The organism is Devosia sp. MC532, assembly GCF_016461625.1.
Classification (GTDB): domain Bacteria; phylum Pseudomonadota; class Alphaproteobacteria; order Rhizobiales; family Devosiaceae; genus Devosia.
Genome location: NZ_JAEMNZ010000002.1, coordinates 177,761 through 190,620, shown reverse-complemented (window position 1 = coordinate 190,620; position 12,860 = coordinate 177,761). Strand labels below are relative to the sequence as shown.

The 12,860-nt window shown below is 58.5% G+C and carries 10 protein-coding genes; all 10 read right to left on the bottom strand.

The window, feature by feature from the left end; translation table 11 throughout:
* Positions 1–9 precede the first annotated feature (9 nt).
* Complete coding sequence (gene recN / locus JHC09_RS03875; protein ID WP_199530894.1) at positions 10–1,680, bottom strand: DNA repair protein RecN; 1,671 nt, start codon at positions 1,678–1,680, stop codon at positions 10–12.
* Positions 1,681–1,896: 216 nt separating this feature from the next.
* Complete coding sequence (locus JHC09_RS03870; RefSeq protein WP_169195158.1) at positions 1,897–2,742, bottom strand: outer membrane protein assembly factor BamD; 846 nt, start codon at positions 2,740–2,742, stop codon at positions 1,897–1,899.
* Between the two features lie 82 nt (positions 2,743–2,824).
* Entirely contained in the window at positions 2,825–3,781 is a 957-nt protein-coding gene (lpxC, locus tag JHC09_RS03865) for a UDP-3-O-acyl-N-acetylglucosamine deacetylase (protein ID WP_169195157.1), read from the bottom strand.
* Between the two features lie 107 nt (positions 3,782–3,888).
* A complete protein-coding gene (gene ftsZ, locus JHC09_RS03860) occupies positions 3,889–5,586 on the bottom strand; it encodes a cell division protein FtsZ (RefSeq protein ID WP_169195156.1) in 1,698 nt (565 codons plus the stop codon).
* 353 nt (positions 5,587–5,939) lie between these two features.
* Entirely contained in the window at positions 5,940–7,253 is a 1,314-nt protein-coding gene (ftsA, locus tag JHC09_RS03855; protein WP_169195155.1) for a cell division protein FtsA, read from the bottom strand.
* A complete protein-coding gene (locus tag JHC09_RS03850) occupies positions 7,250–8,092 on the bottom strand; it encodes an FtsQ-type POTRA domain-containing protein (protein WP_199530893.1) in 843 nt (280 codons plus the stop codon). The genes ftsA and JHC09_RS03850 overlap by 4 nt, the downstream gene beginning before the upstream one ends.
* Before the next feature lie 32 nt (positions 8,093–8,124).
* A complete protein-coding gene (locus JHC09_RS03845; protein ID WP_199530892.1) occupies positions 8,125–9,045 on the bottom strand; it encodes a D-alanine--D-alanine ligase in 921 nt (306 codons plus the stop codon).
* Positions 9,042–10,460 (bottom strand): UDP-N-acetylmuramate--L-alanine ligase, encoded by a 1,419-nt coding sequence (gene murC, locus JHC09_RS03840; RefSeq protein ID WP_199530891.1) that lies wholly within the window; start codon positions 10,458–10,460, stop codon positions 9,042–9,044. Before murC ends, JHC09_RS03845 begins: the two co-directional genes overlap by 4 nt.
* Entirely contained in the window at positions 10,457–11,575 is a 1,119-nt protein-coding gene (gene murG / locus JHC09_RS03835; protein ID WP_199530890.1) for an undecaprenyldiphospho-muramoylpentapeptide beta-N-acetylglucosaminyltransferase, read from the bottom strand. Before murG ends, murC begins: the two co-directional genes overlap by 4 nt.
* Positions 11,572–12,735: a putative peptidoglycan glycosyltransferase FtsW gene (locus JHC09_RS03830; RefSeq protein WP_199530986.1), complete on the bottom strand. Its 1,164-nt coding sequence runs from the start codon at positions 12,733–12,735 to the stop codon at positions 11,572–11,574. The genes murG and JHC09_RS03830 overlap by 4 nt, the downstream gene beginning before the upstream one ends.
* Positions 12,736–12,860 lie beyond the last annotated feature (125 nt).

Here is a 12,860-nt window from a genome sequence, read left to right as displayed (position 1 = left end):
ATTGAAAGCTCAGTGCACTCCGCTCAGGAGCTTATTGGCAGCAGCGCGCGCTTCATCGGTAATCTCAGCCCCCGCCAACATACGCGCCACTTCTTCCTGTCGCGCATCCCGGTCCAGCGGACGAACATGCGTGCGCATGAAAGCGCCCTCTTTGACCATCTGCTTCTCAATAAGCAGGTGACGGTTCGCGCGGGCTGCGACCTGCGGGGCGTGTGTCACAGTAAGAACCTGCACTGTGCTTGCCAGCCGCGCCAAGCGGCGACCAATCGCATCGGCAACAGCACCACCAACACCAGTGTCGATTTCGTCAAAAATCAGAACTGGAGCCGAGCCGCGATAAGCGAGCACCACCTTAAGCGCCAGCAGGAAACGGCTCAATTCGCCACCCGACGCCACCTTGAGCAGTGGCCCAGCGGCCGTGCCCGGATTGGTCTGAACGTGGAACGCGATCTGATCAAAACCAGCGGCAGCGACACGGTTCTTATCGACCTGCTGGTCGACAATGAACTTGGCCGCACCGAGCTTCAAATCCGGCAGTTCAGCCTCTACCGCCTTGGTCAGCGCTTTAGCCGACTTGGCTCGGCTCGTGCTCAACTTTTCTGCCGCCTCTGCATATTTGGCCCGCGCCAGCGCTTCGGCCTGCTCCAGAGTTTTGAGGCGCCCTTCCCCGCTTTGCAGCGTATTGAGATCGCCTTCATACTTTTCGAGCACTTCCACCAAGCCATCGCAGCTGGTCTGGTGCTTACGCGCGGCCGCGCGCAGCGCGAAAAGACGCTCTTCGACCTGCTCGAGCTCAGAGGGGTCAAACGCCATTTCACGCTTCAGATCTTCCAAGGCGTCAGCCGCTGTATCAAGGGTGGCCAGCGAAGCGTCCAGCGCATCCACAATCGGCTGGAACAGCGTCGCCCCGCTGTCCAGCTTGCGCAGCAAGCGCCGCATAAGGGCTGCGAGTGCAGGCGATGGCGCATTTGGACCGTTAAGGATTTCATCAATCTCGACAACATCAGCAGCAGCCTTTTCGGCTTGCTGCAACTGTTGGCGACGTTCGGACAATTCTGCCTCTTCGCCCAATCCCGGTTTCAGCTTGGAGAGCTCATCAACCGTGTGGCGCGCATAGTCTTCGGCGGCAAGAGCCTCATCAACCTGCGCGCGCTGCTCCTCAACGGCCTGTTGCGCCTCAACCAAGGTCGCCCAAGCGTCCCGCACAGCCGCTGCCGGTTTGGCGAGTTCACCAAAAGCGTCGAGCGCCGCGCGGTGCGTGGCCACATCAACCAAAGCGCGATCATCGTGTTGGCCGTGAATTTCGACGACCTGGCTCCCCACCTTTTGCAAAAGCGAGGCCGACACCGGCTGGTCATTGATAAAGGCGCGGGTACGGCCGTCCGAGAACTGAACACGCTTGAGGATCACGTCCTCATCATCGGGCACAGCGTTCTCGCGCAACAGCGCCCGCGCCGGATGATCTGCGGCCAGTTCCAGCACGGCGACGACCTGCCCGCTATCCTGCCCCTGCCGCACCAACGAGGCATCCCCACGTCCACCGAGCGCTAAAGTCAGCGCATCAAGCAAAATGGATTTGCCCGCGCCGGTTTCACCGGTGAGGACAGTCATGCCGTTATCAAGCGCCAGATCGAGCTGGTCGATGAGAACGATATTGCGGACCGACAGCGCGTTTAGCATGCGCGAAATTCCCTCAAGGGACTGGGCTTTGCTTGTCTTATCAGCTTGGCTGCGGATTGAGACGTCCGCGAGACGCCTTCCACAGCAAAGCCGCTAACACAGCCGCGTGACACGATAGCAAATCAGAACAAAATAGCAACACCGTCTTTCGCTAACCCCAGAGCGAAAAACAAAGGGCCCCGTGTGGGGCCCTTCAAACTCGTCAAATTGACGCGCTTAGTTGCGAACGCCGGCCAACCAGCTGCCCGAATTCAGGCTTGGTGCAAGGCCCTGCTTACCGAGAAGTTCAAAGCCGCGCTTGTACCAATCGCTCGATGGGTAGTTGTGGCCAAGAACGGCGGCAGCCGACATGGCTTCTGTGGTCAGACCAAGCGAGAGATAAGCCTCGGTCAGGCGGTAGAGCGCTTCTTCGATGTGAGTCGAAGTCTGCCACTTTTCAACGACTTCGCGGAAGCGATTGATCGCCGCGGCATACTGGCCATTACCGAGGTAATAGCGGCCAACCGACATTTCCTTACCAGCGAGCTGGTCATAGGCGATCAGGAGCTTTTCCTTAGCGTCCTTGGCGTGCTCGGACTTCGGATAATTGTTGATCAGGAGCTGATAGGTGTCGATCGCATCCGTCGACAGCTGCTGGTCACGGGTAATATCCTTGATCTGAGCGAAATAGGCAGTGCCCTTCAGCCAGAGGATATAGGCGGTTTCAGAGCTCTTGGGATAGAGCGCCAGATAGCGGTCTGCCGCGAGGATCGCCTCGTCAAACTTGCCGATGCGATAGTTCGCATAGACCTGCATGACCTTGCCCTTTTCGGTCAGCGGATCCAGCGGATGCTGGCGATTGAGCTGGTCGAGCTTGCGGATCGCGGTCTGATAGCGCTGGCCATCCATATCGTCGAGCGCACCCTGATAAAGGGCAGCGGCAGGAATGATAGCAGCTTCTTTGAGCTTAGGCGGCTGGAACAGACCACCACCGGCGCAAGCCGTCAGTGCTGTCGCAAAAACGCCAATGGCAGCGAGCCGAACGGCGCGGGCTGTAAGCTTCTTCATTGCATTAAAGGTCACGTACGGCCCCGTATTGGTTCATGCGCACTAATGCGACGTAGTTTCCAAATGGATCAAAACTGTGGCAGCAGAAATCAACGTCTCAGCTTGCCGAGCGCAGATAATGGGACACCTCAAGACCTTCAGGTTGGTCGTTGAAGGCTTCCATTTCAAGCGGCAGATCCTCCGCGCTAACTATCTCATAATTAGCATCGCTGGAAAAGAGACCAGTCAAAACATGAGCATTGAGCGCATGGCCCCCTTTATAGGAGCGGAAGCGACCGAAGATCGGCAAGCCAGCGAGCGAGAGATCACCCACGGCGTCGAGCAGCTTGTGCCGGACGAATTCGTCCTCAAAGCGCAGACCACCTGGGTTCAGGATACGGTCTTCATCGACTGTGATAGAGTTATCAAGGCTCGAGCCGAGCGCAAAACCAGCCGAACGCAGGATTTTGGCGTCGCGCGCAAAGCCAAAGGTACGGGCGCGCGATACGTCTTCAAAATACCGGCGCGGCGTCCAGTCAAAGATCATGCGCTGGCGGCCGATGACGCGAGAATCAAATTCAATTTCAAGATCAAGCGCGCGCCCGTTGTAGGGCTCAAGCGCTGCGAAGGCGTCGTTGTTACGAACAGTAACGGCGCGCATCACCTTGAGGAATTTCTTGGCAGCCGGCTGCGTGACCAAACCGGCTTCAATAATTGCCTTGGCAAAGGGATAGGCGGACCCATCAAGGATCGGGCATTCCGGTCCTTCAAGCGTGATCAGCGCGTTGTCGACGCCAAGTCCCGAGAGTGCGGATACCACGTGCTCAACGGTCGAAACACTGTAGCTATCGCCCAGGTCGATCGTGGTCGCGAGCGTCGTGCGGCTGACGCGCGTGTGCAGCACCGGAACCGTCTTTGTATACGTGCCGCCGCCGAGGGCGCGTCGAATAACATAGCCAGTATCGGGCGCTGCAGGCGCCAAAATCATTGTCACAGGCTGCGCCCCGTGGACGCCGTAGCCAGCAAAGTTAATCTCGCTGGCCAAGGTCCGCTGACGCGTAGATAGCTTAGTCATGCCTGGAATATTCCAAATAGGTCACGCTCAATCAGAACGCTTATCGAAAAAAAGCTCGGTGCGGAAGCCGCACCGAGCAAGGTTTTCACCTGTTGATCACGAAAAGACTAACCGTGCTTACGCAGGAATGCTGGAATCTCAAGGTGTTCCTTCTGCGCGGGTGCAGCAGGAGCGCGACCATGTGTATCAAGATTGCCACGCGCGCCTTCGGTTGCTGGCGGGACACGCGAAGCGCGCTGACCACCATTCTCGATTGCACTGCGAGCCGCAGCATCGTCAGCCATGGTCTGGCGCGGTTCAGCACGAACCTCTGCCTGCGCAGGAGCGCCCAGGTTCAGACCAACATTGGATGCCAGACGCTTGAAGAGTGCGCGAGCATTGCGTGGCTCTTCAGTCTGCACCTGCGGAGCGACTGCTGCTTCCTGAGTGCGGCGAGCGACAGCTGGCAGCTCTTCAGTACGCGGCATACGACGCTGACCGTCCGGACGCGCTGCATTGGATGGAACATAAACCGAAGGGATCGGCTGTTCCTGAGCAACGACAATCTCTTCTGGCTCATAGTGAGATTCAGAAGCCGGCACGTATGGTTCTACGACGATACCGTCGTCTTCGTGAAAGGAAACTGGCGATGGCTGCGCAGCGGGCGTTGGGTGCTGAGCGTGGAACGCCTCGGCAACCGCAGCTTCAACTTGCGAGCTGATGTCTTCAACTTCCATCATTACTGGCTCAACCGGAGCCTGCGGCACCACGGGACGGTTGGCCTCAACCGGAACGTGGCGTTTTACTGATAAAGGGGTGCGGGACGCGTGCGGCTTAGCCGGCTCCATTGCCTGAACCATAGTCGCGTCGGTGCCAGTAGCAACGACAGATACGCGGATCGTACCGTTCAGGTTTGGATCGTAAGTCGCACCAAGAATGATATTCGCGTCGGTATCCACTTCTTCGCGGATACGCGAAGCGGCTTCATCGACTTCATAAAGGGTCAGGTCTGGACCGCCGGTGATCGAGATCAGCAGACCACGAGCACCATGCATCGACACATCGTCGAGCAGTGGGTTCGCGATAGCCGCCTCAGCAGCGTGACGTGCACGATCTTCGCCCGAAGCTTCGCCCGTACCCATCATCGCCTTGCCCATGCCACGCATAACAGCGCGCACGTCAGCGAAGTCGAGGTTGATCAGGCCTTCCTTGACCATCAGATCGGTGATGCAAGCAACACCCGAGAACAGCACCTGATCAGCCATCGCGAAAGCGTCCGCGAAGGTGGTCTTTTCGTTGGCAACACGGAACAGGTTCTGGTTCGGGATAACGATCAGCGTGTCAACGTGACGGTGCAGTTCGTCAATGCCATCTTCAGCCAGACGGGTACGACGATTACCCTCGAAGTTGAACGGCTTGGTCACAACGCCAACGGTCAGGATGCCCTGTTCGCGCGCAGCCCGAGCCACGACGGGCGCTGCACCAGTGCCAGTACCACCACCCATGCCGCAGGTGATGAACACCATGTGCGAGCCGGAAAGGTGATCGTTGATTTCGTCCCAGCTTTCTTCCGCTGCCGCACGACCCACTTCCGGGTGCGATCCAGCGCCAAGACCTTCAGTGACGCCAACGCCAAGCTGAATGATCCGCTGTGCCTTCGACAGGGCGAGTGCCTGCGCGTCGGTGTTTGCAACGACAAAATCCACGCCTTCAAGGCCGGATTGAATCATGTTGTTTACGGCGTTGCCGCCACCACCGCCCACACCGAACACGGTGATGCGGGGCTTGAGTTCCTGAATATCGGGAATAGTGAGGTTGATCGTCATGTGTGGCCCCATAGGTGGCGTGGTTGATTAAGATTTAGCGGCCTAATCGTTAATCCCACCCTAACAATTGCCTGTATTGCGCAGTTCTCGGCGCATTTTGCGACACCACATGCAAGGCACGCCCTCTGGTGTTAACCAGCCGATAAGCAACAAAATTAACCTTGCACGGTGCGGAGCTGGTCAGTTTGGGCCTTGATAAAGTGATAATAAAATAAACGAATGCCCATAAAGTGAGAGGGCGCTCGCTTAACGAACGCCCTCTCCTGATTTGGCTCTACGGAGTTATCCGTATCTATCTTTGTGTGTTAATTCGCGTCCAACGCCGCCACCTGATCGATCGTTTCCGTCGACGATCAGAAGCTGCTACGCAACCAATTGCCGACTCGTGAGAGGTAGCCGTCCGTCCCAATGAGTTTGCGGCTACTGCGCGGCTCGGAGTATTCATTGGCGCAGACCTGCGGATAAACCAGCATGCCCGCCACTGTCGCAAAGGCGGCGCCACGAGCAATTTCAGGCAGGCCCGAAATTCCCATCGGGCGACCATTGCGGACGTTGCGAGCAAGGGTGCGACGCGCCACTTCCGGCAGGCCAGTCATTTCGCTGGCCCCACCGGTTAACACGAAGCGACGTCCGCAGACGTCCATCATGCCCGTGGCCTGCATGCGGTCGCGGATTGCTGTCAGCACTTCTTCGATACGCGGACGCATGATGCGGGTCAGAACAGCGCGCGGGATTTGCCCCGGCGCTTCGTCATGACTTGCACCCACGGGCTGGATCGGGATCATCTCGCGTTCGTCCGCCTGCCCCGGCAGAACCGAGCCATGCAATGTTTTGAGGCGCTCTGCGTCCTGCACGCTCACCGAGAGCTGGCGCGCGATGTCGAGTGTCAGATGGTGGCCACCAATGGCGATAGCATCGGCATAGACCATGTGCCCGTCGTTAAACACCGACACAGTCGTCGTCGCGCCGCCAAAGTCGATGCAGGCGACACCCAATTGCGCTTCATCATCCACGAGGGTTGCAAGACCCGAGGCATAGGGCGTGGCAACGATAGCTTCGATCTGCAAGTGGCAGCGGTGAAGCACCAGTTCCAGATTGCGCATAGCCAGAGTTTCCGCGCTCACCACGGCAACGTCGACGGACAGCTTCTCGCCCACCATGCCCTTGGGATCACGAATGCCCTTGTGACCATCGAGCGAAAACCCGATCGGCAGCGCGTGAATAATGGACCGTTCTGGGCGAACCGAGCGAGAATTGACCGCCTTTAGCACGCGCACAAGGTCAGACTTTTCCACCTCTTGGCCGTCAAGATTGACCGCCGCCGAGAAGGTTTCGGACCCTAGACGACCAGCGGTAACGTTGACGAGCACGCTTTCCAGCGTCAGTCCTGCGGCGCGCTCAGCCATGCCCACGACATTGCGAATAGCCTGTTCGGCCTTTTCAATATCGGTGACGACGCCACTCTTGACGCCTGCGGCAGGACCATACCCAAAACCGATCACTTCCGCCTTATGCGTACGCCCCTTCAAGGAGCGACCTTCGCTGCGCGGCACGAGACGCGCGATAATGCAGCAGATCTTGGTCGACCCAATGTCGAGCACGGCCACCAGAGTGGTCTTGCCAGGTTGAACCGGACGAAGCCGGGAGGTCATCGCATCGGTGATCATTGGGGTGTCGTCACAGTTTCTTCGATAGGCTTATTGGGGCGGAGCGCGACCAGCGTGTCATTGCGCAAATCAATCTGCGCCAGATCGCGGTCGAGCAATCGGAATTCATCTTGATAGTCTTGCAGCTTGCGCAGCGCTTGGGCGACGCCCTGCTCCGGCAGCTGCACCCGCAGGCCAGTGCTATAAATCAAATCCCAACGACGGTCGGCGATACGCGAAATCGCCACCAACTCGTCTTTGAGTTGCGGAACAGTGTCGATGGCGCGGATCATCGCTAAGGCATCGTCCGCAGCGCCATCGCCAATGACCAATGGCAGATCGCCATAGGCACCACGATCCTCGCCGATCTGATCCCCTGCCCGATCAATCAAGAAGGTGATGCCATCCACGCGCCAACGCGCAACCGGCAGTTTCTCGGTGATCGTAACGTCCACCTTGCCCGGATAGGTCTTGCGGACCAACACGCTTTCAACGGCCGGAAGCTCAGCAATGCGCTTGCGGGCGGCATCCACATCAAAACTCATCGTCGAGGTTTCGAGCTGGATCGCCAAAGCGTCAAAAACATCCTGCTCGGATGTCAGTGTTTGACCGGAGATCGAGATTTCCGAAACGGCAAGGCCCGCATGCGCAAATTGCGCCTGCGCCAGTTCGACCCCGATCATCGCCAGATTGCCGATAGGCTCACGGACTTGGTAGAGCCCGGCACAGCCAGCGAGTAGCAAAACAGCAGTAAAGACCTTACGGATCTTCCCGCTATGCAATACCCAAACGCGGTTCAGGGAATTTTTGATACGGCGACGCGGAGCGCGCGCACGGACAGGCAAAGCGCGGGTCGTCACTGGTCGCGCTCCAGCGAGAAGTGCCTCGCTTTTTACCTGTTGCAACTCGCGTCCTCCACCATCCAGGAGACTAGATCTTCGTAAGAGTGTCCGGCATGCAGAGCCTGCTCGGGCACCAGGGATGTCGCTGTCATACCCGGCTGGGTGTTGATTTCGAGACAAACCAGTTCGCCATCTTCCCCGGCCGCCTCGTTGTACCGGAAGTCACTTCTGGTCACGCCTCGGCATCCGAGTGCTGCATGGGCAGCTAATGCGAGCTTTTGCACTTTGTCGTAAATTTTCGGTTTCAGATCGGCAGGCAAAATATGCACCGACCCACCAGCCGCATATTTTGCTTCGTAATTGTAGAAGCTGAGGTTTGTGACGATCTCTGTCACCCCTAGCGCCACATTACCCATCACTGCGCAGGTGAGTTCACGGCCCGGAATAAACCGTTCAACCATGACCTCTTCGCCATTATTCCAATCTTCGCGCAACAGTTCCTGCGGCGGATGACCAGTCTCGGCTTTGACGATAAACACGCCAAAGCTGGAGCCATCGGCGATCGGCTTGATCACATAAGGCGGGGCCATAACGTGATCGCGCGCCGCCTCTGCCCTGGTCACGATGACGTGATCAGTGACAGGGATACCCGCAGCCTTAAACGCGATCTTGGCCTGATGCTTATTCATCGCCAGTGCCGAAGCCATCACGCCCGAATGCGTGTATGGGATATCGAGCAGCTCGAGCACGCCCTGGATCATGCCGCTTTCGCCAAACGGGCCATGCAAAGCGTTGAACGCCACATCCGGCTTGAGCTGACGCAGTACGTCGGCAACGTCACGGCCAACGTCAACCTCGGTCACCCGATAGCCCGCATTGCGCAGAGCCGCAGCGCAGCCAGCGCCAGAGCTCAGCGACACGGGACGCTCGTTCGACCAACCACCCATCAAGACCGCGACGTGCTTGCTCATTGTGCAGCCTCATTCTGTGCAGCAGCCAATTGCGCTGGAAGCGCGGCCGCCCATTGCGTGATATTGCCTGCACCCAAACACACAACATAGTCGCCTGCTGCCGTGCGTTCCGCCAGAATTGCAGCAAGGTCTTCAGGACCAGCAAGAACGCGCGCATCGCGATGACCACGGGCACGAATGCGGTTGACCAATTCATCATTGGTCACGCCCTCAATCGGCTGCTCGCCCGCCGCATAGATTGGCGCTACCAGCACGGTGTCTGCGTCGTTGAAGCAGGCCGCGAAATCATCAAACAGATCCTGCACACGGCTAAAGCGGTGCGGCTGAACAATCGCCACCACATCGCGTCGTGCCGATTGGCGCGCTGCCTTCAATACTGCCGCGATTTCAACGGGGTGGTGACCATAGTCGTCAATCACTGTCACGCCGCCCGCTTCACCTGTCTTGGTGAAGCGACGCTTGACGCCCGTAAAGCCCTTGAGGCCCTTGCGGATCGCTTCTGCAGGCACATGCAGCTGGTCCGCCACGGCAATCGCCGCGGTCGCATTGAGCGCATTGTGAATGCCCGGCATTGGCAGTTCGAGCCCATCAATCCGCAATTGCGTCTGACGAATACGGTCACGAATTTCGACCGAGAAGGTCTGAACGCCGTCATGATTTTCGACATCGATCAGGCGCACGTCTGCCTGAGGGTTGCGCCCATAGGTGACAACACGACGATCGCGAATTTCGCCAACCAGCGACTGCACAATCGGATGATCGAGGCACATCACCGCAAAGCCGTAGAACGGCACATTCTCAACGAACTGGTGGAAGGCCTTCTTCACGCCTTCAAAGTCACCGTAGTGATCAAGATGCTCAGGGTCGATGTTGGTCACGACCGCCACGTCCGCCGGCAGCTTCACGAAAGTGCCGTCGCTTTCGTCCGCCTCAACCACCATCCATTCGCCGCCACCGAGACGGGCATTGGTGCCATAGGCATTGATGATACCGCCGTTGATCACGGTCGGATCAAGATTGCCGGCATCGAGCAGCGCCGCGACCAGCGTGGTCGTCGTCGTCTTGCCATGCGTGCCGCCAATAGCAATGGCGGTCTTAAACCGCATGATTTCGGCCAGCATTTCGGCGCGACGCACCACAGGCAGAGCCCGCGCCCGCGCTTCCATCAGCTCCGGATTGTCTTTCTTGATCGCCGAGGAGATCACCACGACTTCAGCTAGCCCGAGGTTGTCGCCGCTCTGACCGATCTCAACCTTGATCCCCATGTCGCGCAAGCGCTGAACATTGGGATTAAGCGAGGCGTCGGAGCCCTGCACCGTGTAGCCTTGGTTGTGAAGGATTTCGGCAATACCGCTCATGCCAATGCCGCCAATGCCGATAAAATGGACCGGCCCGATGTTCCGCGGCATCTTCATGATGGAATTCCTTCATTCGTCTTTGGTGCAAGCCCAGCGATTTGCTCGGCAAGGTCGGCCAGTTTCTCGACAGCCTGAGGCTGACCCAAGGCTCTGGCAGCCTCAGCGGCTTGCTGTAATTTGGCAGGATTGCTGAACAGGTTCTGCAACCGAGTGGCAAGCGATTGCGGTGAGAGTGTGTCTTGCTCCATCACCCAGCCGCCGCCGCCCTCTTCGAGCACCTGGCCATTGTATTTCTGATCGCTATCGAGCGCGCCGGGCAGCGGAATCAAAATCGCTGGACGGCCAATAACGCAAAGCTCGTTTACGGTGGATGCCCCAGAGCGTCCAATCACCAAATGCGCATTGGCGATACGCTCCGGCAGATCGCCGATAAAGCTCGCCAACTCAACATTGGTGCGCGATTGGCGGTAGCTTTCCGTCACGCGATCAATGTCTTCGGGCCGCGCTTGCTGAACGATCTGCAAACGCGAACGCAGCGCATCCGGCAGAAGCGCAATCGCCGCCGGAACCACATCGGAGGTAAAGCGCGCGCCTTGGCTCCCGCCAGTCACCACCAACCGGATCGGACCGACAGCGTCGAGCGCGGGATAAGGGCGGCCCGCCACAGCCCGAACACGGTCACGCGCCGGATTACCCGTCACCACTGACGCCACTTTTTGCGCATCAGCAAATTTCGCCTTGGCAAAGCTCAGCGCCAGCGTATGTGCAAAACGGGTCAGCGCCCGGTTGGCGCGCCCCATGACCGCGTTTTGCTCGTGCAGAATGCCCGGCACGCCGGACAGCTTCGCCGCGATGAACGGCGGGAATGTCGGATAGCCACCAAAGCCTATAACGGCGGCAGGCTTGTCCTTAGCGAAAATGCCATAGGCCTTGGCCACGCCACGCAGAATAGTAAAGCCCGCACCCGCGGCCTTCACCAAATTCGCGCCTGAAGGGGTGGCGGAGGGGACGATATGGATCGCCTTGGCCGGGAAGTCCGCGCCATAGGCTTCCACCCTATGGTCCGTCATCAGCTCGACAACATGACCACGGCGTTGCAGCTCTTGAGCCAGCGCCATAGCCGGGAACAGGTGCCCACCGGTCCCACCGGCAATAAGAATAAATCTGCTCATTCTGCGGGGGCCACCACTGCACTGCGATACGAAGGAATGCCGGTCGCCATACGCTCTTCCGGCTTGGTACGGGTCAATGCAAGCATCAGCCCCATACCAAAGGCCACTGCAAACATGGACGTGCCGCCATAAGAGACGAATGGCAGCGTCATCCCTTTGGGTGGGATCAGGTTCAGGTTCACAGCGAGATTGATGCCCGACTGCATCGCAAACTGCACGGCAATGGTCGATGCGGCCAATCGCGCAAACAGACTTGTCTGACGCTGCGCCGAGATCATCGCGCGGATCACGATAAAGGCGATGAGACCAACAAGGCCCATGCAGAACAGAATACCAAACTCACCCGCCGCCGCCGAAAACACATAGTCAGCATGCGCGTCGGGAATGAGCTTTTTGGCCAGCGACTCGCCCGGACCACGCCCAAACCACCCGCCTTCCAGCAGGGACTGAATGGCGCGGTCGATCTGATAGGTGTTACCACCAGCATCAGGATTGATGAACGTATCGATACGGCGCGACACGTGCGGGAAGAACATATAGGCCCCTGCCAGCGCACTGACCGCCAGTAGCCCCAGCCCAATAATCACCCACCAGCTGATCCCGGAGAAGAACAGCAATACGGCCCAAGTAGCGACCACCAGCGCGGTCTGCCCAACGTCCGGCTGCAGCAGCAGCGCCGCCACGATCAGGACCATGAGCCCCGCGGCCATCCAGCGCCCTGGCACGTTGCGATGGATGAGCGATTCAGAAAACAGCCACGCGCTGATCACAGCGAAGGCAGGCTTGACGAATTCTGATGGCTGAATGGATTGCCCGGCGAGCGAAACCCACCGGCGCGCGCCCTTAACCTCGGTCCCGAAGTAGAGGGTCGCCCAGAGCAATACTGTCATCACCACCAGCACGCAGAGCGCGCTCAAGCGTGCTTGGCGGTGAGACAGTAGAGAGGTTGCCAGCATAACTGGCACCGCCAAGACGCAGAACATGGCATGGCGGATTACAAAGTGCCACTCATCGAGCCCGATGCGTTCGGCCACAGCAGGGCTTGCGCCAAAGCTGAGGACCATCCCACACGCCAAAAGCATAATCAGAGCGCCGAGCAGCTCGCGGTCAATCGACCACCACCATTCGGCAAGCCAAGTTTTTTCAGCACGGGAGAACATCATCGGGAAAGCCCGGTTACGCGGTACAACTTACCTCGATTTGTAACCAACGATGGTTACCGATTTGCCAAGGCATTTGCGTTTTGCAAAAGCGTGATCAGAAAAAAAACAAGCCCCGGCGAACC

Coding starts and splice junctions, on each gene's coding strand:
- murG (WP_199530890.1), bottom strand. CDS start 11,575: ATGAGCAGATTTATTCTTATTGCCGGTGGGACCGGTGGGCACCTGTTC.
- ftsA (WP_169195155.1), bottom strand. CDS start 7,253: ATGATCACCGATGCGATGACCTCCCGGCTTCGTCCGGTTCAACCTGGC.
- JHC09_RS03845 (WP_199530892.1), bottom strand. CDS start 9,045: ATGAGCAAGCACGTCGCGGTCTTGATGGGTGGTTGGTCGAACGAGCGT.
- ftsZ (WP_169195156.1), bottom strand. CDS start 5,586: ATGACGATCAACCTCACTATTCCCGATATTCAGGAACTCAAGCCCCGC.
- murC (WP_199530891.1), bottom strand. CDS start 10,460: ATGAAGATGCCGCGGAACATCGGGCCGGTCCATTTTATCGGCATTGGC.
- JHC09_RS03830 (WP_199530986.1), bottom strand. CDS start 12,735: ATGTTCTCCCGTGCTGAAAAAACTTGGCTTGCCGAATGGTGGTGGTCG.
- lpxC (WP_169195157.1), bottom strand. CDS start 3,781: ATGACTAAGCTATCTACGCGTCAGCGGACCTTGGCCAGCGAGATTAAC.
- recN (WP_199530894.1), bottom strand. CDS start 1,680: ATGCTAAACGCGCTGTCGGTCCGCAATATCGTTCTCATCGACCAGCTC.